Below are 23,173 nucleotides of genomic sequence, written 5' to 3' on the forward strand. Positions count from 1 at the left end.
ATCGCCGTTCTTCGGCTTTCCACATTCGAAATATTGTTAAATAAGGCCCATATGCCCCGCGTGGAACTCTAAGTGTTCTTCAATAAATGAAGCGATGAAGAAATAGCTGTGATCATAACCTTCATGCATGTTTAGCGTTAACTGGGTGTCTGATTGCTGTGCAGCATGCACTAACGTTTGCGGCTTTAGTTGCTCGTGTAAAAACTCATCTTTTGTGCCTTGCTCAACTAAAAGCGGCACGCTGTGTGTTTTACTTGCAAGTAACACAGAAGCGTCATAATCCTTCCACGTTTCTTTATCATCGCCTAAGTAACGGCCAAGCGCCTTTTGTCCCCACGGACAATCAGATGGATTTGAAATAGGGCTAAAAGCAGACACAGATACAAACTTATTCGGATTACGCATGCCGATAACTAAGGCACCGTGCCCCCCCATTGAATGGCCACTAATGGCTCGCTCTTTAGTAACAGGGAACTCACTTTCAATGAGCGCAGGCAATTCATCAACAATGTAGTTATACATGTTGTAATGCGTATTCCACGGTGCTTGCGTAGCATTTACGTAGAACCCAGCGCCTAGGCCGAAATCATAAGATCCTTCATCATCAGGTACACCTTCTCCTCGAGGTGATGTATCTGGTGCGACTATTGCCATACCGAGCTCGGCCGCTAGTTTCATTGCTCCTGCTTTCTGCATGAAGTTTTGGTCGGTACAGGTCAACCCCGACAGCCAATACAATACTGGCACTGGCTTCTCTTTCGAAGCGAAAGGGGGAAGAAATATCGCGAATGTCATATCGCACTGTGTTGTTTCAGCTTTGTGGGTGTAGCGTAAATGACGCCCCCCAAATGCTCTATTTTCGCCAATAAGTTCCATTTCAGCTCCTTAAATTCGTAAATTTGCACCTTTATTGTGGAATCAGTAAAGGCTCTATCGGATTTTAGATCAAGTTCGTTTACACTAAGCGCCTAATTTTTGAGGTAAGTACAATGGTAAAAGCACTGCTGCATCATATTGTTGGCACTATTTCGGTCATTTTTTTTTTTTAAACACAGTTTTGTGGTCTACGCCTATTTTTATATTGGCAGTTTTTAAACTCATCCCTATCGCCCCGTGGCGGCGTTTCATTTCTTATTTACTCGACGCATGCGCCACCGCGTGGATCGGCGTCAATAATATTAATCAGCGCATTAGTGGACGCACAAAGTGGCAAGTAAACGGGCTGGAAAAACTGACTCGAAAAGATTGGTACCTCGTTGTTGCTAACCATCAATCTTGGGTCGATATCCTCGTTCTTCAACGTGTATTTAACCGAAAGATTCCTTTTCTGAAGTTTTTCCTCAAAAAAGAGCTTATTTATGTGCCCATTTTAGGTCTTACCTGGTGGGCGCTCGATTTTCCATTCATGCGTCGTTACTCGAAGTCTTTCATTGCTAAAAATCCGCACCTGAAAGGTAAAGATATGGAAACCACCCGCAAAGCGTGTGAAAAATTTCGCAATAAGCCGGTAAGTATAATGAACTTCGTAGAAGGCACGCGTTTCACCAAAGCCAAGCATGATAGACAGAACTCTCCGTTTGAGCACTTGCTAAAGCCTAAAGCCGGCGGTATTGCTTTTGTGTTGTCGGCCATGGGCGACCAGCTACATAAACTTATTGACGTTACCATCGACTATCCTAATGGGGTCCCCTCGTTTTGGGATTTCGTAAGCGGTAAAGTTCGCGACATTCGCGTGAATATTGATGTGATGCCAATAAAAGAGATTATGGATAATGGGGTTTTCAACGACAGCTATTTTGATGACCCACAAGTGCGTGCCCGGTTTCAGACATGGCTAAATGAGCGTTGGCATGCCAAAGATCAACGTTTAGCATCACTTAACGCAACTCAGAAACCATTATGATCCGTCTAGTACTTGCGCCTTTTATCTTCGTTTTACATACCACACTGCAAATTCTTAACTTAGCTTTGTGGGGTGGGCTTATTATTCTATTGGGTTTGGTAAAGCTTTTATTGCCGAACGGAAAAATTAGAACAGCGTGGAATAAGGTCATGCACGCGCTGATGTTTAGCTTTGGCCGCATTAGTGTCATATTGATTCGCCTATTCAACAAGGTCGACATTGTGTGCTCTGTTCACGGCACGCTTTCTAAAGATAGCTGGTATCTTATTATCGCGAACCACCTAAGCTACCTCGATATCATTTTACTTATTGAATTTGCTACACATCGTATTCCAGCGCCCAAGTTTTTCTTAAAGAAAGAGCTTATCTGGCTGCCTTTTGTAGGGCTTGGCGCGTGGGCACTTGATATGCCTTTCATGCACAGGTATACCCGTGCTTATTTAGAGAAGCACCCTGAAAAAAGGGGAAAAGATCTGGAAACCACTAAAACGTATTGTGAAAAGTTCAGAACCGTGCCAACTACAGTAATAAATTTTGTTGAAGGAACACGCTTTACATCACAGAAGCACCTTTCAAAGCAAAGCCCCTACGTCAACTTACTTCCACCTAAGGCGGGGGGCGTGTCTTTCGCCTTATCAGCCATGGGCGAGTTATTTACGAACGTACTGGATATTTCTTTGCTCTACCCTGAAAATAAACGTCATCCGATGATGGCAATGTTAAGCGGCCAGATGACTAAAATTGTTATTGATGTAAACGTAACGCCTGTACCCGAGTTACAACAGCAGTCAGAACGCACAGAGTCTGAATTTCGTCTTTATTTCCAAAACTGGTTAAACAGCTTATGGAAAAATAAAGACAACCGCATAAAGCAATTATTGGAGTCATAAATAATGGAAGTGAGTGCTTCAGTACGCGATTATTTTATACACTTGGTAAAAGACGTTTTCCCAAACTTAACCACTGAGGACCCGCTTTATACAGTGCTTGCACTAGGGTCTATCCTGATAATTGCAGCGTTCATTTATATTATTGCGCGGTTATTAGTACGCCCGCAAATTGCTAGCTGGGTTTACAAGTCTAATAATAAATGGGACAACGCGCTTCAAGAGCATGGCTTCTTTAGACGTTTAATGCACCTCTTCCCTGCGCTATTCATCTACGTTGCCACTCCAGTACTTATCGATGATGAAGCCGTCATGCACGGTATGGTAATCAAAAGTGCTCAGCTGTATATGCTTTACAGTGGCTTACTCGCTTTGTACGCCATGCTAAGCACAGTAGAAGACGTTTACAACGCCTCAGCCCTTTCCCGACGAGCCCCGATTACAGGGTTCATTCAGGTGACTAAACTTGCCTTTGCAATCATTACTATACTGCTGAGTATTTCTTTAATAGTCGATAGAAGTCCGTTGCTTATTGTATCGGGCCTAACCGCTATTGCCGCGGTGCTGTTATTGATATTCAGAGACACTATTTTAGGTTTTGTAGCCGGTATACAGATTGCCGCTAACCGCATGTTCAATACCGGTGATTGGATAGCCATGCCGAAATACGAAGTCGACGGTGAAATACTTGAAATAGGCTTAACCAATGTAAAGGTACAAAACTGGGACAAAACCATCTCGACACTACCTACTTATAGCCTTACTACTGAAGCGGTGAAGAACTGGCGAGGTATGCAGGAGTCCGGCGGCCGCAGAATTAAGCGCGCCATTTATATTGATGTGCACTCTATCAAACTCTGCGACAACGATATGTTAGACCGCTTTTCAAAAATTCGTTATATCAACGAATATATCGATAAAAAGAAAAACGAACTGCGTGCTTATCACAGGGATTACTCCATTGATGAGTCGGATTTACTCAATAACCGCAAGCTAACCAATATCGGTACGTTTAGAGCCTACTTAGAAGCCTATTTGCGCAAGCATGCGAATATCAACCAAGAGCTTACGCTTATGGTTAGGCAGCTTCCCCCTAATGAGCTAGGTTTGCCCTTAGAAATTTATTGCTTTAGCGCAGAAAAAGAATGGGTCAAATACGAGAAAGTACAGTCGGATATTTTCGACCACGTCATGGCCATGCTTGACCTGTTCGACCTACGCGCCTACCAGCGAGACGGTCACCTCTCGCTTTTAGCCCACCGCGAGCACAGTGCCTATCAGCAAGAGGCAAAGGTGAACGCCAGGCAAGGTGCTGATAATAGTGCCAAGCAAAGTACAAGTGAAAGTTCTGATGGAAGTGCCGATGAAAGTGCCGATGAAAGCACAGAGCCTAGTGTAAACACGCCTGCAGAGCCTCACAGCACGCCGAAAGCGTAACCATCAATAACTGTTTTACAGACGTAAAAAAACCGGCTTTGAAGCCGGTTTTTTCATAACGCTTTTTGCTTAAGCTAAGGCATAGGCCATCAGCATGCAAAGCACCAAACCTGTAACGCCAAAAAAACCGTACTCGATTTTTTCCTGCATACCTTCAGCACCTGCTTTAGCAGTCATAAAGCCCATAACGATGCTGCTTAGCCCTAGCGTAAAGGCAATTAGCGCAACACCAAACATAATTGCATTAATCCAATCAGCCATTGTGATAACCCCTTAAAATTATTGGCAGTATTATGCACCAATAATTAAGATTTGAACATGCTTGGATGGGTTTAAATATGCCGTAAAAGGCATAAATTGATCTTAGTCAAAATGGCTAATTTATTATTATATTCGCCAAAAAATGGAGCCGCCTATATTTCCTGCCCTCTCAAAAAAAGCATAACCCACTGAAAAATATAACCTTTAAATTCTGGCAAGAGCATTGCTCTATTCTTTACAAACAGGCTATCGCCGCCGCTTTTAGCAAGCCCTGGCTATACCGAACTACATTTTGCACGCGCACTACCGTGTTAATAGTGAAATAAGGAATGAACAATGTCTAACAAACTATTACTTTCAGTTGCCATCACCAGCGCTTTAATCAGTGGACAGGCACTTGCACACGATAAGAACTTTCAGACCAACAGCTGTGATATGGAGCTTGATGGTCACATTCAATACTATCAAGGCGACTTAACCGTAACCATGGATAATGGCTCGGTGATGAGCATAGACGCTCAACACAATATGACCGTTAACGGCGAAGCTGTGTCGCTTAATCGCGAGCAAAAAAAGTGGGTGGGTGAATACTACGACAATATAGATATGGCCATTCCAATGACACTGAACATTGCCAGTGAAGGTTTAGAGATTGCTAATGTCGCGGTAACTGAAGTATTCACAGAGCTCCTTGGCGGCGACCAAATGGGCGACGACTTTCGTGAACTCTTTAACTCGCTCGACGCTAAGCTCAACACCTCATTTTATGATGAAGCGGGTAATATCCGTGTCGATTCAACCAAGTTCGATGAGCCAGGTTGGTTTGACGAAAGCTGGGAACAAGAATTTGAAACACAGATAGAGTCATTGATTAGCGAGTCGATAGGCAGAATTTTAATAGCCGTAGGTACTCAGATGCTATGGGAAGGCGGCGATATGTCTGAATTCGAAGAAAAAATGGAACGTTGGGGTGAAGACCTAGAATATCGTCTTGAGAGTCAAGCCGCCGCACTAGAAGAAAAAGGCGATGCCTTGTGTAAAGTATTGAAACAGGCTGATTATGCTGAAGGAAAAATGCAGGCGTCAATTGCCGGGCTTGAAGAGCTGAACCTGTTAGATATCGATGGTCATGCAGAAATGAAGATGTAATAGCCCTTCGTATCAAAACCATTAACATCTATAAAGCCAATGATGGGTAACGCCCATAGTTGGCTTTTTTCGCAAGTCCGCCCCCTGTCTTCGTGTATCAACCCCGTTTAAACCTTTGCGCTTTTAGTGCCGCTTTTTAAGGCAATCAGTAAAACGACTTACGTATTGATAAAAGCAAGGCTTTGCAAATTAATGTAATCTACGGCTATTAAACAAAGGGTATTGAGACTATGACGCAAAATTTAGTAATTACGGGTTATGGATGGTTAGCCGGGTATGTTGGCGAAGCACTTAACGATGATTTCAATATTGTCGGCACAAGTAGAAGTCGGGACAAATGCCATGCGTTACAAGCGCAAGGTATCGAAGCACTTGAATATGCGCTAGGAGATAACACCAAGCCCCTTGAACGCTATTTACCTAATGCAACCTTATTACTCAATGTACCGCCCGGCCGACGAAGCACCAATTTAGACGCCTTTACAAAGCACATGCTGTCATTAATAGATAGCGCGATCAGGGCGGGCGTTGCGCATATCGTTTTTATCAGTACGACCTCGGTTTACGGTGATAATACTGATGAGACATTGACAGCGCAGGCCCAAACCAACCCTCAAACTGCGTCGGCAAAAGCGCATGTAGCAATAGAGCAATATTTACTGTCACTGCGAGAGCAAATTAACGTAAGTATTGTGCGGTTAGCGGGCTTGGTTGGCCCAGACCGTCACCCGGCCCGTTCGTTAAGTGGACGTCAGCTAGAAGCGGGGAATAAAAGAATAAACCTGGTTCACGTTTTTGATATCGTTAAGGCGCTTGGCGAAATTATTCGCTGTACCCCACTGAATGACACGATACATCTGTGTAGTTTGTCTCACCCCAAACGGGGGCTGTACTATGTTGAGGCTGCTAAAGCCATGGGTATTGAGCCGCCTGATTTTACAGGGACCGACGCTGAGCCTGGTGGGAAAGTAATTGACGCCCGTGAATGCTGGGCGCAGTTAGGTATTACGCCCGAGTTCGCTGACCCCTATCGCATGTTCTAAATCAATAAAAAACGGCAAGCCCGTTACCAAGCTTGCCGTTTTTGTTTAGATGTAATGTGTGAAGCGGTTTACCCGAAAAGGTTAAACCCAAAATATTTCACTGCGACTGTGTTTACAAAAATAACAAGCAGAATTAATGGTATAAAGGTTTTAAGCGACACATCTACATACTTTTCAAACCAGCTACCCTTGTATCCGCTGCTACCTTCTTCCAAAGACGCGTTGAAGTTAGCGCTCTTCCAACGGTAAATAACAAACAAGCAAATAAGTAAGCCGTTGAGCGGTAAAATAGTGTCGTAGAACACGTCGTAAATCACATCAAACAAAGACTTATCTGCCCCTGCGTAGTGCATAAACGAAGTCAACATATCCACTTTACCGAACGATAATGCGCTCAAAATGGCTAACACAATCATAATGCTGCCTAAAGAGCCTAGCGCCCATTTGCGACTTACGCCTTTCTCGTCCATCAATGCCGCAACCGGTACTTCAAAAATAGATACCAGTGAAGTAATTGCTGCGAAGAACACAAGCAAGAAGAACAAGCTCGCTACAATCGACGCACCGAGATACCCGATTGAATCTTGTAACGCGAGAAAGATACTCGGTAGGTATGTAAAGATCATGCCAACCGAAGACTCACTTAGATCATCAGGGTTAATATCTGGGTTAAAAGAGAAGATAGCCGGAAGAATCATTAACCCCGCAGTAAATGCAACCGCTGTATCGGTTAAGGCAACCAATTTGGCCGAGTTAGGCACATCCGCTCGTTTATCAATATAGCTTCCGTAAGTGATCAGAATACCCATACCTAACGACAGCGAAAAGAAGGCTTGCGACAAGGCGCCGTTGACAACTTCAGCCGTGATTTTTGAAAACTCAGGCACGATATAGAACTTAACCCCAGCCATGGCATTTTCTCGGGTCAGTACAAACACTACCAAGCCAATGAGCATAACAAAGAGTGCTGGCATAAGCAGCTTTGCCGCTTTTTCGATGCCTTCTTTTACCCCGCCTTGAAGTATGAGGTACACCACCCCAACCACAACTGCCATATAGGCGAAGATTGCCTCTGAGTTAATAAACAGCCCAAAGGTTTCGGGGTTAGCGAGTTTATCTAAGTTTCCGCTTACCGCTTCAAACAAATAGCCAAAAAGCCACACGGTGATAACCATGTAGAAAACGGCAATCATGAAAGGTGTAGCAATGGCTAACCAACCTGCGACCTTCCATTTTTTTTCGTTACCGCTGATATCGCTGTACGCGCCTAATGGGTCTTTTTTAGCATGGCGTCCTACTGACATTTCCGCCAGCATAACCGGCAAACATATCGCAAAAACGAAAATGGCGTACATTAACAAAAATGCGCCGCCGCCGTTTTTAGCTGCACCGACAGGGAAACCAACCAAATTACCAATGCCTACTGCAGAACCGGCAGCAGCCAAAATAAAACCTATGCGCGATCCGAACTGTTCTCTGGCCCCGCTCATATCCCTTCCTCTCGTTGAGTTATTGTTATAGCAGTTCGCAATAAAAACCCGACACCTGTTGTATGTCGAAGGTTAATGCCATGCGAACTGGTATTATTTTATTATCAGGATGGCGTTCTGTTATTATGACTCACGTGTGGCGTCAACGCGTTGTATTGCAACCTTTATGGGCTTATCAATACGCTGCACCAATCCCAAAAATAGCATGGTAACAGCAGTGAAATAAAAAGTCTTGATGTTGAACTTGTTGAAATGATGAAAGACCGTATCACCAAGTTACCACTTCACCGTTCCAGTCGATAAAATGGCAAACTTGCTCTCTATCTAGTTGAGAAAGGTGCGTAATAAGCTGTTTCGCCGTAAACTCAGGGGTAAATAGTTTCTTAGCAGCGACATTCTTTTGAAAAGGCTTTGAAAGCCCGGTATCAACGGTGCCCGGGTGATAGCAAACCAGTATTGTATTTTTTACTCTACGCTTGTATTCAACCGATGCGGTTTTAACAAACATGTTAAGTGCGGCTTTCGACGCGCGATAGCCATACCAGCCACCCAAGCCATTATCAGAAATACTGCCCACACGTGCACTTAGACATACAAGGGTCGAGCCTTCTTTGCTCACAATATTAACAAGGTGTTTTAGCCACAGCGCAGGCGTAATGCTGTTAGTACCAAAATACGCCGACAGTGCCGCTTCGTTTATATCCTCTAAACGCTTTTCAGGGTGAATGGCGTTTTCCTCGTTATGCAAAAAACCCGTGGTTATCACCACAGCGCTTATCACTACCCCCTGCTGCGCTAACTGCTGTACAAACTCACCTATGTGTTTATCGTCCTGCGTTGAGATTTGATAATATGAGACACTTTCTGTTTGCTCAAAGTCTGAAGCCGGCGCACGGCTTACCGCGATAACGTCATTGCCCATTGAGCGGTATTGGTCAACTAGCGCAGCCCCAATTCCCCCAGAAGCCCCAACAACTAACACCTTATTTTTCATTGGGCTCTCCTGGTATACAGCGGTCGCACTGGCGTTTTTTGCCCGTCAGCAAATAAGAAATAGTGTATCTATGCTTCGCGAAAACGTTATAAAAGGCATCGGCCACGTGGCGAATAAGCGGCCAACGAAGGGGCGCGTAAAGCCAGCCTACACCAACCGCTTTCCACGCCTCATGGGTGACGTCGAGGCCGGTTATCAAGGTGCCATCGCTGCGAAGGCCATGTATTCTGGCATTAAGTGCGTGCCAGTCTAGCGCGGGATAGCGAATAGAAAAATCAGGCGACTGAATATCAACCAGCGTTAGCTTGTTGTGTTTATCTCGTTTTGCTAGGTGTCGCATCTCTGCGATACATAAGGGGCAATAGCCGTCATAGAAAATAATCACTTTTTACTACCTCTACTACATAGAACGCATCGACGTTGGCTGTTTTGCCCGAAAAGGCAAAATCGATACCTTTCACTGAAAACGTAATCTATCGTAAAACTCATCACGCGTATTTAAAGCGTTAAGCTTAAAACCTTTCGCGATGACACCACATTATTCTTATTTAATATTCGTTTATACGATAAAAAAACACGCTTGGATGACTTGTGTTGAAGGCGGGGCGCACCCACACTACAACCATAGATTATGAGAGGTTTTATTATGGCAAATTTACAAGTCGCGACTTTGGCGGGCGGATGCTTTTGGTGTATCGAATCAGCGTATAACACCGTTGAGGGTGTAGAAAAAGCTATTTCTGGCTATGCTGGGGGCGAAAAAGCCGATCCAACTTATGAAGAAGTATGCACCGGCACTACCGGCCACGCCGAGGTAGTACAGGTAACCTTCGATGCAGATAGCATTAGCTATCGCGAAATATTGGAAATTTTCTTTGCGTTGCACAACCCTACACAGCTTAACCGACAGGGTAACGACGTAGGCCCACAATATCGCAGTGCGGTATTCTATCACAACGCCGAGCAAAAGGCCGAAGCTGAGAAAATCATCGCAGAAATTACTGAAGAAGAAATCTGGCCTGACCCAGTAGTTACGGAAATCGTAGAGATAAACAATTACTACGATGCCGAAGACTATCATCAGGATTACTTCAAAAATAACCCGCAAAACCAGTACTGTTCAATGGTGGTTGCGCCGAAACTGGCGAAGTTTAAGAAAACCTTTGCTTCTCGTCTGCGCAGTGACGCGTAACGAGAATCAGCGCGAATAACGCTGGTCCCGTTTTAATAAAAAAAGGTTGCTTTATTGGTGCTAGCAACCTTTTTTATGTGTCAGCGCTAACACTGATTTATTTAAACCACGTGTCGTTTATCTTAAGTGGAAATAATAGAGGCGCTAAATCTTCATATCGGCTTAAGTGAGCATCACACGTCGCGTTTTTTAAGTAGTTCTTTTCCCAAGGATCGTTAATGATCCACAGGGTATCTTTAATGACCACCACCCCTTCCATTGATGCATTATCCATAGTGTACTGCTCGCAATTCTCGTCGCCGGCAACATCAAAGGTAATAGGTATGCGTTTGGTTGGCTTTTTACCGCTGACATCAATTACCCAAAGTTCATTGTCATTTCTTGCAGCCCCCAGCAAATACGACGCGCCTGTTGTGTGCGTGTAGAAGGTTAATCCGTTGATAGGATGATTACCAGATGTAAACCGGGGTAGCTGCAAACTAGGTTCACTTACCGCTGCAAAGTCACTGGATTCAAAAAGACCGTCATCAACATTCAGCGAGAAAATCCTTGGCTGGCGGGCCTTGTCCTTCTCTAACCCTAAATACAAGGTACCGTCGTCGGCCATGGCAAGACCTTCAATACCGTCGTTAGGAAAATTACCCACTTCAAGTGCTAGAGGAAATTGGAGTGGACGCACATTTGACATTTCTACTGTGCCATTATCTTTGCGGGTAAGCTTGACCAGCAAGGTGGGATAGTCTGTTGAACCGGTATCCTCGTACTTGGTTTCACACCGTGGACTTAATGCTCCGGTGCGTGTGGCATCTTCGGTTACCGTATAAATCACATCGGTATTTCTGGGGTCTACGGCTAATGCTTCCAAATCAGGCTGCTCACTAAGATAGCTGAAAAAGCAGCTTCTACGCACACTTCTGGCAAACGAAAAACGCTCGCTCGATACGCTAAGTGTGGCGGTTTCTGGCGCAATAGTGTGTAGCTTTAATTGTTGCGTAGCGTCTGCGCTTGCATCGGCAATAGTGACAAGTTCACCATCAATTTCTACTAATCCCGATGTTTGGGGATCAAACATTACCCTACCATTTTGATCTAAAATCCAGCTTCCCACGGTAACTTCTGTTAAGTCTTGGGGCTCTGGCGTAATAATCACGTCTTGGGGCTCGCTGCAGGCGCTCAGCAGCAATGCTGTTACCACAGCACTCGTTAAGTGTTTAAGCATGTTGTGAAGTCCTGTCTCTATTTAACCGACTGTGGGCAAAATAAAAATTTGTAAGGGAGTATATCGAGCATACCGTTTATGCACAAAAAAGGGTAAGGTTATGACGATATTTTACAGTACTCATAACAACATGCGTAAAAGGTAATGCGCAAAGACCCACTGCGTTATTTGTGGCTTACGCGTTGTATGCACCGTGCTTGTTGATTGCAGCTATATCGATAACATTGAAGGAGAACGTCATTTCTACGCAGCACTTGCCCCTCGTCATAGCAGGGCCCATCGTGAGAAAAGTTACATCTAACCTTTGTTATATATGGGTAGTAACCAGTTCGGCTGATGCGCCTTCATTAACCTTGTCACATGATGAAGCGCCGATTGACGGCGACCGTCAAAGCGAGACCATTTGCGTAGGCACGCACGCGTTCATCCATTTACTTTCATTTTCAGCCTCCAAACCATTTGACGATAGCGCTCGGGTATCTTACCAACTTCACTTCGATAACAAGGAACACCAGGCCAGGTGGCACAAAGAGCAGCAAGCGCTTCTGTACACAGGGCAATCGACGTTAAGTTTTCACTTTACCGAAACGCCAAAGACTATCTTACACGGCTCGTGTCGCAAGCCGCATTTTCACAGTGACGATGCGTTAGCGCAGGTAGACACGCTTCATGAACATGCCTTTGGACAAAAAAGTAGCTTCCCTGATCTGTTGCTGATGACAGGGGATCAGATATACGCCGATGATGTTGCAGGCCCTATGCTTAAAGCCATACATAGCGTGATCGCTCGTTTAGGCCTGTTTCATGAGACACTGGAGGGCGCAGTGGTAAGTAGTACGCAAGAACTTGCTACACACCCTCACGGCTATTATGAACGCGAGCAACTGCTGCCGCAGATTTCGACAAACACGGTATTGTCATCTCTTTTCTTTGGTGCGAAAAAGAAGCCCGTGTTCACATCGGTAAACGCGCAAAACCACCTGATAGGCAGCGCAGAAATCATTGCCATGTACTTATTGGTGTGGTCCGACACACTGTGGGCCGAAATAACGATTGATAAAGACGGTATTCCCGACAAATACAGCGCAACTTTTGATAAAGAAAATGAAGCACTTAAAGGCTTTGTAAAGCAACTGCCGCAGGTGCGACGCGCGCTTGCCCACATTCCAACCTACATGATCTTTGACGATCACGACGTAACCGATGACTGGAATTTAACCCGCGGCTGGGAACAAGAGGTTTACGGCAACCCATTGTCTAAACGCATGATAGGCAACGCGCTTATTGGCTACCTACTCTGTCAAGGCTGGGGAAACGCTCCTAAAAAAGTGACGGCGCTAATAGAAAAAGTAAAACAGTCTACAGGTGAGCAAGGTATAGCTCAGCATGATGAGATCATTGACGACCTACTCGATTTTGACCAGTGGCACTATCGCCTTGATACAACACCGCCTATAGAAGTTTTAGATACGCGAACCCAGCGATGGCGCTCAGAATCTGACATGAATAAACCTTCCGGCTTAATGGATTGGGAAGCGCTGTGCGACTTTCAACACTCCATTATTGGAAAAGAGTCGGTTATTGTTGTTTCTGCCGCTCCGATTTACGGCGTAAAAGTTATCGAGGCCATTCAAAAAGTGTTTACCTTTTTTGGTAAAGCCCTCACCGTGGATGCTGAGAACTGGATGGCCCATAAAGGTACGGCAAACGTAATGCTCAACATTTTTAGGCATTACAAAACGCCACCTGAGTTCATCATATTATCTGGCGACGTACACTATTCTTTCGTGTACGACGTACGGCTGCGTTTTCGTCGCAACAGCCCTCATATCACGCAATTCACCTGTAGCGGTTTAAAAAACGCCTTCCCCGATGGATTGATCAAATGGCTAGATAGACTAAACCGCATTCTTTATCGCTCTAAATCGCCATTGAACCTTTTTACTCGTCGAAGAAATATGTCGGTAAAAGCAAGAGAGCCAAGTATGGGGTATGGCGAATTATTCAACGGATGTGCAATAGGTGTATTAAAAATTTCACATAAAAACACCGATGTGCAGTGCAAGGCTTTGTTGAGCAACGGTAAAGAGGTAGAATTCCCCACTTCAAAAAACGATTAGTTGAAAAGAGGTATCTAATGAGTGATAGCGCACTGTCAATCGGGTTATTTTACGGCTCTACAACCTGCTATACCGAAATGGCGGCAGAAAAGATTCAAGCGCAGCTCAATAGCCTTTTTGACGAAGACATCGTTGATTTGCACAATATTAAAGATGTCAGTTTAACGCGCACCGCAGAATACGACATTATTATATTTGGCATTTCAACGTGGGATTTCGGTGAACTTCAGGAAGATTGGGAGTCACACTGGGAAGAGGTTCACGGCTTAGACCTGTCTGGCAAAACCATTGCGTTATTTGGCCTTGGCGATCAGCTTGGGTATGGAGAATGGTTTCAAGATGCACTAGGTATGCTTCACGATGCAATTGTACCCTCAGGCAGCAATATCGTGGGCTATTGGCCAAATGAAGGCTATGAATTCACGGCCTCAAAAGCGCTAACTGAAGACAAAACCCAGTTCGTTGGCTTATCACTAGATGATGAAAATCAATACGACAAAACCGATGCGCGTATTGAAGCATGGTGTGAGAAATTACTGGTCTCTATGGCCTAACTCCTGTTAAAAACGGACACAAACGTTGGACAATAAAGGCCGCCTACATCAGCAGTTTTATCGCAATAGCCCAAGTCATAGGGATGGCGCAGACGTTTCCTTTCAAGACATTCGCAAACTGTTCAATTTTGCCACCATCACGGTTGGCCGATGGGTAACCGCTGAAGAACAGCAGATCGCAGCGAATCTTTTTTTTTGATGCCCTTTACGATCTAGTTGCGATCTTAAATATAAATGAACAGGTGCTCTCGCTAAACGGATCCCTTTCTCTTGCGTTTGGCAGTGGCGGCCAAAAACACAGCAGCGCGCATTACAATAGCGCAAAGCGACAGCTTGCCTTGGCGAAAAACGCGGGTGCCGGTGCGTTGGCTCATGAGTGGTTTCACGCGTTCGACCACTACATTGCGCCTCGTATGTTTGAAGGCATAGCTGCAGGCAGTTTTGCAACACAGGCGTGGCTAGACAATGCGCCTATGAACCCTCACCCATTGAATCAAAAATTGAGCGATTGCTTCTCACTTTTGTTTTTAAATGATCAAAAAAGGCCAAATGAGTACTTTGTACGATCCGTAGAAGCTGATCGCGCGCTAAAAATGTATTATTATGCTATGCCTCAGGAGATGGCTGCCCGAGCATTTGAAGCCTGTATTCAAGATCACGAGATCAAAAATGCGTTTTTGGTGCAAGGTACAAAAAAATCAACGGAAGCTAGACTTGGCATTTATCCTCATGGTAACTTGCGTACATCACTCAACCAGGCATTGATGTTGTATTTTTACCAATTAGGTGTCGCTATTTCACGCAAACAAACCTAGTTTGTTGTTTTATTACCGTGAAACTGAGTATTTTTTCAACAACAAGTGTTAATGAGCACACTGTTTTTATACAAAAGTCTGTATATTTTTGTAACAAGCAGTATACTAAATGGCTCGAACGTAACAGAAGAAAGAAGACGAGATGAAAAGAAAAAAGCATACCTCGGCTGAAGACGAGGCTCAGATTGATATGACCCCCATGTTGGACATCGTGTTCATCATGTTGATTTTCTTCATCGTAACGACCTCGTTCGTGAAAGAGAAAGGTTTAGACGTAAACCGTCCAGAAGACAATCAAGCTAAAAACGATAAGCCTTCAAAAGCGCTTTCTATTCGTATTGATGCTGATGGCTCAATCATGATGGGTGGCCGTGAAGTTGATATTCGTCGTGTGGTTGCAAACACGCAAACATACCTAGCGGAAAACAACACGGATTCAGCTGCTATCCAGGCTCACGAAGATAGCGAGCACGGTACTGTGGTAGAGGTTATGAACCAAGTTAAAATCGCAGGTATCGAAAAAGTATCTGTTTTGGTTAAGAAGAGCAGCTAAAGCTCGGTCTTAATCAAGCGAAAATTAAGAAAAGCCACCTTCGGGTGGCTTTTTTCGTATAGGACCTTATACCAAAGTATCTCTTGTGCTATCGCATGAATTTTGTTCAGATCGTACCATTCGGTGTGTCTGGAAAACCCATGTTGAAACTCGGTTCCAGACTCGGATGTCACTGGAGCCATTATGCACAAAAAAATACTTTATACTGCTGTAGTTGCAGCGGTTATGTCAGCGCCCCAGGTGTCTGCAGCAACAATAGAACTAAGCGAAGCGTTCAACTATAACGCCTTTATCTTCGAAAACTTTGAAGGCGAACGCTCTGACGTTGAAGGCCGTCTAGCCGTTGGCGGCGAAATGAACGTAACCGATTTTAATGTCGGTTTGCTGCTATCACCGAGTGTGTCCGAGTCTGCGTTGTCTGTAGGCGGCAATCTTCATTTCACTCGAGGTGACGTACACGGCGGTCCTACGACTGTATCTGGCATGGTGTTTGGCTCCGAACTGACTTTCGATAACGCCCTCAACGCTCAGCAAACCGTTAACCTTATTAACTCGACCGTCGAGTCTGGTGGTATTACCTCTCAAGGCGACGTAAAACTTGGTAACTCAAAAGTGGTTTCAGGTGATGTTCACGCTAACACGGTAAAACTTGGCGGGCCTAACAGCGTCTACGACAGTGTGAGCAATACCAGTGAATATGGTTCACAGGTTGAAAATGGCAATACCTACATAATGTGAAAAGACGTCGAAATTACCAAGCCCTTCGTCCCCGCTGCGGCTACGCGTAGTCACGCCATACAGCGCGCTAATTCCCTCTTTGTACTGCGCCGCAGTTACCCGTTCATCGTTGCTGTTATAAGCAAGTAAAAATTGCTTTCGCGGCCACGCGCTGCGTGTAACCCGTTGCTGCTGTATTGCTTTTACCGCAGTAAACTTTAGCGCTAGCCGGTTAAGCTCAGACTCGTTATATTGATTTAGGGTAACCAGTTCATTAGCAATGACGGTATCATCGGGCGATACAACAAGCACACTTTCAAAAGCGTTGGTGGCTTTACCAGTGTCCTGAAGTGCTTTTGCCGCCCACCCTATAAGCGCTTGTTCATCAACATTGAGAGGCCGCAAACCGGAGAGCTTTTCACCCGCCTCAATACTTTGCTTATAGCGCCTTAGGTCATAAAACTTTGCCTGACGGCTGGCAAGCGCATCCGCGCAACGCCTAATAAAAGCTTCTTTAATTAATTGACACGCCAGCTCAAACGCTTTGTCTTGCGCCTCTTCACTTTTTTGCGCAGTAAGGGCTAAATAACGACCTTCATTGTCGTTAACTAAGCGAAACAAAGCGTCAGCAAATTTGAAGTCTTTCTTGTCGTACTGCTGCCAAGCTGCGCCCTGCAACACTTCTTTCGCGTAGCCGCTGTTATCAGCGTTAAGGTAGTGCTCTAGCGCCTCAATATCTCGCAGCGCAAGTGATTGCTGTAGCTTCACACCAGTCACACTGTTTAGCCCTTGCTGGGCAGACTGTTTATCGATATCGCGAACCGACGATTGCAACGCCAGTGCGAACTGTTGCTCGGCAGTCTTTAGCATTCCTTTATCTACAGCTGTCCAACCCATGAGCAGATAAAAGTCGGTACGCTTTAACTGTTTGCTTAGCGCAGCCAAGGTTTCAATCTTTTGTTTTGATGTGTTAGCGCGCGCTTTAGGCGTTAGTTGGGCAAACTGCTCCAAAGGCAAAGACTTTGAGAGTGGCTTTTGCGGTTGAAATGCCTTATTTGTCTGTTCCTTTTGCAAAGCGTTACTTGCTGACTCAGAGGACGTCGCAATAGGTACTGCGGGAGCGGGTTTAAGCCTGCCGTTTATCCTGTCTAACTCTCTCTTTACTTCTTCAGGCACATCCCAAGTAGGATAACTGTTTTTTAAACGCCTATATTCGTCGTTCGCCTGTTTAATTTGCTTTTCGTTAATGTGATACCAAAGCCCCGTTATGTCAGGCTGCGCATTGGGCGCGGGAAGTAAGCCTAAATCTTTTTCTTTATAGGTTGTTTTGGTTTGTCCGAAAGCCTGTTGTGGCAGGTAGGAGATACTTACCGCTCCTAATACCACAAATAAGATACGGGGGGTAAAGCGCGTTTTCACGATGCGTTATCCGACACCGCTAGCATAGAGAGCAGCGTTAAACTGGCCGAGTAATAGTCCATCTTGCGATTAACTGTTGGCCACACTGGTTCTTCAGATTTCATAAGGTACTTGACGGCTAACTTCACCGACTGCATGCCGGGTGTCATCTCATATTCAGCGGTTTGCTCGGTAAGTAGATTAACAGTGGCTGGAGTAGGCGTTTTAGCCCACCATTGATAATAGGGCGCAAAAAGTTCTTCGGCTAATGCCGCGTTGTCTCGGACCTGTACGGACCATGCCAACTGCAGCGGAATGCGAATAGCGTTAAAGCCAAACTCTGCAGATACCACGTTGGTTAGGGTGAGCTCACCGGATAAACCTGACTTTGCTGAACCACTATTGCGGGGTTCAAAACGCACCCAGTCGCTTGGCAGTTGATAGGATGAAAATTGCATGTTCGAAAGCAAAGTAAGCCCAGTTTGATGGAGCTTTTGCCATCGCGACGGTGTATTGGATAAGGCAGATAAATCTGTAAGTGCGGGAAAAACCCAGTATGACAGATTAAGCTGGAGGCTCTTTTGCCCCTCGCTTTGTGAGGTGAAGCCGTACTCACCAGGTAGTAACATCACGCTACCTTGATGCTCTACCAACAGCTTTTGCTCTACAGCCTGAACAATCTTACCCGCTTCGTCTTGATATCCCTTTATTCCCCACTTTTCACTGGCCCGTAACAAGGCCCATGCAATTAAAATCTCGCCATCTGATGCATTATTCGGGTCGTCTATACACGACTCCGAATTATCGGCACATGGGCGATACCGCCAGCTGAAAAGCCCATCGCTGCGCAAAAGCGAGCGCTGGGTCCAGTGCCATAGGGCATCGAAGGTATCTTTGTCGTCGGCTGCTACAGCGAATAACATGCCGTAACCTTGCCCTTCGCTGTGCGACACCTCATCGTTTCCCGTATCTACCACACGCCCGCCGTCGATAAATAGCGCTTTATACGCCATAAATTGCGATTTAAAAGCATTGTCTTCTTTTGTGGAGCACGACACTAACAATAGGGTTAGTGCTATCGCCAGCAGCGTTTTTGTTGCCTTAAATCCGGTTACCATGAGTCTTGTACTTGTTTATTTCTGCGCTTAAGTAATAGGTAGATAATTAAGCTTACCACGAAGACAGTAACGACAAACCCAATCAACCAATACCAAGGGTTGTTAGAAAGCCATAGTCTTAAATGCAGCCAGTTATCGTCAGCTTCACCTACTTCGTATTTGTCATTTACTTGCATAACAAGTGACGGTGATAATGCATCTTTCCACGCAAAGAAATCGCCTGCCATCTGGCCCACATTGAAAGACTAACAAGCTCAGTCACTCTTGTTTGTAACAGCTCAGGGGTTTGTGCAGCAACAATGAATAAGGTGTCGGTTTGCGATGAGGTTGGGTGCGCTTGCGCGGTCAAAATCGCCTGCTCACCTAAATCATTTTTTTGTACAGTCTGACCATTTGTTCGCATTTCTTTAAAAGACTCATCGCCGGTTACGGTGCGAATATGGTTATACAAATTATTCTGCAGTCGATAAGACCAGCGTTTCGTGGCCTCTATGGCAGTACTAAATTCAGACTGTTCTAGTTGCGAAAGGGTTTCTGGCGTGCCCAAAACGATTATCGAGCCCTCTTTCGTTACCTCACTACCCATTGCTATATGAACATTTAGCAAAGGTACTTGTGCGACCTGCGCTAACTTTAAAACTTCCCTCCCCTCTAAACTGTGACGTAGACGCGCCAAGTTGTTGGAAAAAATAACGATTATCGGGGGTAAGTACTCGATTGCGTTGTAGCGTGTCCGCGTCCATTTGAGTTTGAGAAAGCACGGTTACCTGAGAAATTGGATTAATAGCATCATCCATTATCGCCAGTGCTTTTGCTGCTTCTAGTACTTCACTTTGGGTAGTACCACTCACAATAAGTCGGTAACTTGCAGGCACTATCACTTTATTGTCCGTAATAAATGCTGGAGTGCGTTGGGCTTTAAGAAACGCACCGTCAATTTGGTTCATTACTTCATCAGATAATACCGGCGATAGCGCTTCTACAGTGCCTACCAATACGTGAACCGGTTGTTTGGGTTTTGCCGTTAAATACCAAGCCGAACGTTCATAACGGGCTATGTTTTGTTCGTTCCACTCGCTATTTTCAGTTTCATCTAACTGAGGTAACACATATCCGTCATCAAAAGTGTCGCTCTCTATGATAAGTGGCTGATACTGGTTTCTAAGCGCCAAGGCTTGCGCCACAATAGGGAGCGCTTGCTGTTTTAGCTCACTGTCAGCCTCGCGTGCGGTATAGAGTTGCACGCCTCTCTGTCCGCCAATACCGGGGTTAAAAAAGCCGCTTAGTTCATCTAGCATAAAGCGTGTTTCAGCAGTTGAAGCGTCAATTTTCAATGTGGAGGTATAGGCATTTATTTCACTCCACAACTCAGGCGCACTACCATCTACACATTGCTCAGCATAATGGTGACTTACCGCCAGTGTTAGGGTATTGAAACCCGCGCGCCACAGCGTATTAGGAATTTCTATCTCTGACACTAGCGATGGTCTATCAGGATCAAATGCTACCTGTCCTATCGTCGCATTATTAAACCTGACATAAAGTTGAGAGCGTTTTTTTATCAGTGCTTGAGAGCTCATCACCTCTAACCTTAACTGCGCGCTGTTAATGTCGGTAACTGAACTTAATGGAATCGAGATGTCCAGCGAAGCAGATTTTCCCTCAAAGCGTACGGTACCGTCACCACCAAAAAAATCCGTCAACCGATATGTCTCGGTTTGCGCCGCTAGGGTAAACGACATGCACAAACACAAGGTGAAAATAAGGTATTTTTTTATCATTAACTATCCTTTGCCGCTTTAGGTAGTAACCCTAATTGGCTAGCGAATTTCCCCATTAATACAAGCATATGTAATAAAACAGGCTTTAGCCCAACTTTTAATACGTGTTTAGCGCCAAACCAGTAAGAAATAGGTCTGGTTCTGCGTCGCTGAAAAGCTAACCAGCGCAAACTGTCACAAAGCGCAAACGCGATAGCCTCACTTTTTTGTTCTTCAGTTTCTGGTGTAAAGCGCACCCGAAGTATTTTTGATTTACTGTCGTAGTGAAGTACAACAATAGCGATGTGTACGTTTTTATTAAGTGCATGGCTCCATGACGTTAGCGTTGCCCTTTCTGGCACGAACGCTCCCTCACCTTTTAGTTTTAGCCTTGCACCGCCTAACGAAAGGTCAACTAAGTCACCCACCCAAGCTTCATCACTATTTGTCTTAATCACCACGCTATTGGTGGCGGGCAGGCGAGCCTGACTTCTTACCTGTTTACGCTCTAAAAGTACACTTAGCACTGACAGAAGTATTAGTAAATTAAAGACATTCCAGAGCAACACCACTAATGTGAGCTCTCGGGTTAACGGCTCGGTGATAAACTTATACACACCGCTTCCCAATGCAAAAGTAATGACAAGTATTGCCCAGTAAAAGACGTTAGAAAGGGGCGACACGAAGGTTCTTTCTAAGCTCTCCCCTTTTGGGGTTACAACGAAAGAGGGTGCACGTGGTTTTAAGAAGACTTTTACTAGCGCGTTTAGCGTAAACGCACATTGCAATATTTCGTAGAGCTCAGACACTAGCGGCCATCGTGTTCGCCCAAAAAGCATGGTAGATATCATGTAGGTAGCGATGACGTGTGGCAGTGTATAGGCAAAGATTTCAAGTATGGAGGCATGGTACACCTGTAGACCAAACACAAGGTACGCCAAAGGCATAAATAAAAAGATGATACGAGCAAAGGGGAATAACCAGAACATGATTGAGCTCATGTAGCCCACTCGCTGATACCATTTTAGCCCTTCTGCTTTAAAAGGCTTTTTCAGTAATAAAATTTGGGTCATACCCTGTGCCCAGCGCATGCGCTGCTGAATAAAAGCATCGAAGGTCTCGGGCGCAAGGCCGCTAACCATGGGTCTATCGACATAAACCGACTCGTAGCCCATTTTATGAAGGTCCAATGCGGTTTCGGCATCTTCGGTAATAGACTCACCTGATATACCGCCTACCAAATCTAAATGCTTACGGCGCATAAGTGCGGCTGAACCACAAAAAAACGAGCTGCCCCAATAATCTAAGCCTTTTTGGATAGTGCCATAAAACATATCATTTTCTGATGGCATACGGCTGAATGCTGAAAAATAGTTACGCTCTACAGGGTCGGGATTCGCCATAAAGTGCGGGGTTTGAACAAGAAATACTTTCTCGTTTTTAAGCATCCAAGGCACGGTTCTATCAAGGAAGTCCGATGTAGGTACGTGATCTGCGTCTAGGATCACTATTAGGTCGCCATGGGTGTTTTGTATTGCGCTATTAACGTTACCCGCTTTGGCAAACTCATTTTTTGCCCGAGTGTGATAGGTAATACCTAAGCGTTCACACAGTGCCTGTAAATCCTGTCTACGCTGCTTCGCTTGAGCGGCTGAAATCGGGTTGTCTGCATTGATTTTTTGATCCGTCCCTCCATCATCCAGCAAATGGATATGCAGTTTCTCTTTAGGATAATCCAGCATTTTTGCTGCGCGGATAGTGACTTCTAATATTTCTTCATCTTCGTTATAGCTAGGAATCATAACATCGACACTAGGCAACGTAGATTTATCCATTCCTTCCAAAGAAAGTAAAGGTCGGCTTAAAGGGAACGCATTGACAATAGCGCCTAACACAGAGGTGATGCCTGCATAGATTTCAGCGGCGAAAAGTAGCCACACTGCAATCATCGATAAAACATCGGAATAGGTCAGTGTGTAAAGGCCCCGCCACAGTAAATACCTAACACTAAGCGCGATTGCTAGAACAAGGGCAACAACGCGAAATAAGTGTTGATACTTTTGAGTGTGCCTCGCTTCTTTACTGCAAAGCGATACAAAAATAAGAACGACTATCGAAGAAAGGAGCTGGCCAAGCGCATCCATGGGCGCTAACAAAAGCGCCCCTAGAAAAAGAGACGCAACTAAGAGTACTACTATCAGCTTAGAGGTATAGTGATGTCTATGAGTTTGCGAATAATCCAAGTTTGCGATCCAATATGTGTATTTGCGTTACACTTGCATAGTTCGCCCTGTTTATTAACGTCATCTTACCGTCCACGATCTCATTACTACACAACAAGTTTACTTCTGCACACCCGGAGGAAAAATTGCTGAAACCATACTTACTGATTAATAATGATACGCTTACATACGCAAAATAAAATTGAACTTTAGCTCATTAAACTTTGGTATAAACCTTATAGAATAAGGGATAGCGCTATTTTTACAGGCTTTTTAAAGCTGAGCTTTACTGGCTAAATTTCGAACTTTTAAACCCTGAAAAAAGGAGGGGTATTAGACTA

21 protein-coding genes and 2 pseudogenes are annotated in these 23,173 nt (G+C 44.9%); 11 read left to right on the forward strand and 12 right to left on the reverse strand.

Annotation, left to right across the window (positions count from 1 at the left end):
- Nucleotides 1-36 precede the first annotated feature (36 nt).
- On the reverse strand, nt 37-876 hold the full coding sequence (gene fghA, locus ACX5J7_RS10650; protein ID WP_498707130.1) for an S-formylglutathione hydrolase: 840 nt from the start codon (nt 874-876) through the stop codon (nt 37-39).
- Between the two features lie 113 nt (nt 877-989).
- Between fghA and yihG (ACX5J7_RS10655) the strand changes: the two are divergent.
- The 3 genes and pseudogenes from yihG (ACX5J7_RS10655) (at nt 990) to ACX5J7_RS10665 (ending at nt 4,227) form a co-directional block, all read left to right on the forward strand.
- Nucleotides 990-1,903 (forward strand): annotated as a pseudogene (gene yihG, locus ACX5J7_RS10655) (1-acylglycerol-3-phosphate O-acyltransferase, YihG family).
- Complete coding sequence (yihG, locus tag ACX5J7_RS10660) at nt 1,900-2,793, forward strand: 1-acylglycerol-3-phosphate O-acyltransferase, YihG family (RefSeq protein ID WP_020744299.1); 894 nt, start codon at nt 1,900-1,902, stop codon at nt 2,791-2,793. The pseudogene yihG (ACX5J7_RS10655) and the gene yihG (ACX5J7_RS10660) overlap by 4 nt, the downstream one beginning before the upstream one ends.
- A 3-nt stretch (nt 2,794-2,796) precedes the next feature.
- Nucleotides 2,797-4,227 carry a mechanosensitive ion channel family protein gene (locus ACX5J7_RS10665; RefSeq protein ID WP_498707133.1) on the forward strand — a complete coding sequence of 477 codons (1,431 nt, stop codon included), beginning with the start codon at nt 2,797-2,799 and terminating at the stop codon, nt 4,225-4,227.
- 69 nt (nt 4,228-4,296) lie between these two features.
- Here the strand turns inward: ACX5J7_RS10665 and ACX5J7_RS10670 are convergent, their stop codons facing one another.
- Entirely contained in the window at nt 4,297-4,488 is a 192-nt protein-coding gene (locus ACX5J7_RS10670; protein WP_012519804.1) for a hypothetical protein, read from the reverse strand.
- A 336-nt stretch (nt 4,489-4,824) separates the two neighbouring features.
- Between ACX5J7_RS10670 and ACX5J7_RS10675 the strand changes: the two genes are divergently transcribed.
- A complete protein-coding gene (locus tag ACX5J7_RS10675) occupies nt 4,825-5,637 on the forward strand; it encodes a DUF2884 family protein (RefSeq protein ID WP_024016965.1) in 813 nt (270 codons plus the stop codon).
- 230 nt (nt 5,638-5,867) lie between these two features.
- Nucleotides 5,868-6,680 (forward strand): NAD-dependent epimerase/dehydratase family protein, encoded by an 813-nt coding sequence (locus ACX5J7_RS10680; protein ID WP_024016966.1) that lies wholly within the window; start codon nt 5,868-5,870, stop codon nt 6,678-6,680.
- A 68-nt stretch (nt 6,681-6,748) separates the two neighbouring features.
- Here the strand turns inward: ACX5J7_RS10680 and ACX5J7_RS10685 are convergent, their stop codons facing one another.
- From ACX5J7_RS10685 to ACX5J7_RS10695, 3 genes are all read right to left on the reverse strand, one after another.
- Nucleotides 6,749-8,170: a sodium-dependent transporter gene (locus ACX5J7_RS10685; protein ID WP_333971305.1), complete on the reverse strand. Its 1,422-nt coding sequence runs from the start codon at nt 8,168-8,170 to the stop codon at nt 6,749-6,751.
- A gap of 268 nt (nt 8,171-8,438) precedes the next feature.
- Nucleotides 8,439-9,164, reverse strand: a complete 726-nt coding sequence (locus ACX5J7_RS10690) for an SDR family NAD(P)-dependent oxidoreductase (RefSeq protein ID WP_498707135.1) — start codon at nt 9,162-9,164, stop codon at nt 8,439-8,441.
- Nucleotides 9,154-9,549, reverse strand: coding sequence for a thiol-disulfide oxidoreductase DCC family protein (locus ACX5J7_RS10695; RefSeq protein WP_498707138.1), 396 nt, complete (start codon nt 9,547-9,549; stop codon nt 9,154-9,156). The genes ACX5J7_RS10690 and ACX5J7_RS10695 overlap by 11 nt, the downstream gene beginning before the upstream one ends.
- A 261-nt stretch (nt 9,550-9,810) precedes the next feature.
- On the opposite strand from ACX5J7_RS10695, the gene msrA reads away from it, so the two are divergent.
- A complete protein-coding gene (gene msrA, locus ACX5J7_RS10700; protein WP_462835696.1) occupies nt 9,811-10,356 on the forward strand; it encodes a peptide-methionine (S)-S-oxide reductase MsrA in 546 nt (181 codons plus the stop codon).
- Nucleotides 10,357-10,453: 97 nt separating this feature from the next.
- Here msrA and ACX5J7_RS10705 read toward each other — a convergent pair whose 3' ends face one another.
- A complete protein-coding gene (locus tag ACX5J7_RS10705; RefSeq protein WP_462835697.1) occupies nt 10,454-11,575 on the reverse strand; it encodes a hypothetical protein in 1,122 nt (373 codons plus the stop codon).
- A 254-nt stretch (nt 11,576-11,829) separates the two neighbouring features.
- Here ACX5J7_RS10705 and ACX5J7_RS10710 point away from each other — a divergent pair, with 254 nt between their 5' ends.
- From ACX5J7_RS10710 to ACX5J7_RS10730, 5 genes and pseudogenes are all read left to right on the forward strand, one after another.
- A complete protein-coding gene (locus ACX5J7_RS10710) occupies nt 11,830-13,695 on the forward strand; it encodes a metallophosphoesterase family protein (RefSeq protein WP_498707250.1) in 1,866 nt (621 codons plus the stop codon).
- A 17-nt stretch (nt 13,696-13,712) separates the two neighbouring features.
- Complete coding sequence (gene fldB / locus ACX5J7_RS10715) at nt 13,713-14,249, forward strand: flavodoxin FldB (RefSeq protein ID WP_015068092.1); 537 nt, start codon at nt 13,713-13,715, stop codon at nt 14,247-14,249.
- A gap of 25 nt (nt 14,250-14,274) precedes the next feature.
- Nucleotides 14,275-15,064: pseudogene (locus ACX5J7_RS10720) on the forward strand (CLCA_X family protein).
- Between the two features lie 142 nt (nt 15,065-15,206).
- On the forward strand, nt 15,207-15,617 hold the full coding sequence (locus tag ACX5J7_RS10725) for an ExbD/TolR family protein (protein ID WP_015068094.1): 411 nt from the start codon (nt 15,207-15,209) through the stop codon (nt 15,615-15,617).
- Nucleotides 15,618-15,800: 183 nt separating this feature from the next.
- Nucleotides 15,801-16,355, forward strand: coding sequence for a choice-of-anchor A family protein (locus tag ACX5J7_RS10730; protein WP_498707140.1), 555 nt, complete (start codon nt 15,801-15,803; stop codon nt 16,353-16,355).
- Here the strand turns inward: ACX5J7_RS10730 and ACX5J7_RS10735 are convergent.
- Genes ACX5J7_RS10735 through bcsA form a run of 6 tightly spaced genes read right to left on the reverse strand, consistent with a single transcriptional unit; the run spans nt 16,320 to nt 22,853 of the window.
- Nucleotides 16,320-17,753: a hypothetical protein gene (locus ACX5J7_RS10735; protein WP_498707143.1), complete on the reverse strand. Its 1,434-nt coding sequence runs from the start codon at nt 17,751-17,753 to the stop codon at nt 16,320-16,322. The two genes, ACX5J7_RS10730 and ACX5J7_RS10735, sit on opposite strands and share 36 nt — an antisense overlap.
- Nucleotides 17,750-18,850 (reverse strand): family 8 glycosyl hydrolase, encoded by a 1,101-nt coding sequence (locus tag ACX5J7_RS10740; RefSeq protein WP_498707144.1) that lies wholly within the window; start codon nt 18,848-18,850, stop codon nt 17,750-17,752. Before ACX5J7_RS10740 ends, ACX5J7_RS10735 begins: the two co-directional genes overlap by 4 nt.
- The gene (locus ACX5J7_RS10745; protein ID WP_498707145.1) at nt 18,844-19,026 is read right to left on the reverse strand and encodes a hypothetical protein; all 183 of its coding nucleotides are present in this window, start codon (nt 19,024-19,026) and stop codon (nt 18,844-18,846) included. The genes ACX5J7_RS10740 and ACX5J7_RS10745 overlap by 7 nt, the downstream gene beginning before the upstream one ends.
- The gene (locus tag ACX5J7_RS10750) at nt 19,017-19,436 is read right to left on the reverse strand and encodes a hypothetical protein (RefSeq protein WP_498707148.1); all 420 of its coding nucleotides are present in this window, start codon (nt 19,434-19,436) and stop codon (nt 19,017-19,019) included. The genes ACX5J7_RS10745 and ACX5J7_RS10750 overlap by 10 nt, the downstream gene beginning before the upstream one ends.
- Complete coding sequence (locus ACX5J7_RS10755) at nt 19,429-20,631, reverse strand: cellulose biosynthesis cyclic di-GMP-binding regulatory protein BcsB (RefSeq protein ID WP_498707150.1); 1,203 nt, start codon at nt 20,629-20,631, stop codon at nt 19,429-19,431. Before ACX5J7_RS10755 ends, ACX5J7_RS10750 begins: the two co-directional genes overlap by 8 nt.
- Nucleotides 20,631-22,853: a UDP-forming cellulose synthase catalytic subunit gene (gene bcsA, locus ACX5J7_RS10760; RefSeq protein ID WP_041702855.1), complete on the reverse strand. Its 2,223-nt coding sequence runs from the start codon at nt 22,851-22,853 to the stop codon at nt 20,631-20,633. Before bcsA ends, ACX5J7_RS10755 begins: the two co-directional genes overlap by 1 nt.
- Nucleotides 22,854-23,173: the final 320 nt, after the last annotated feature.

Source organism: Alteromonas infernus, assembly GCF_902705815.1.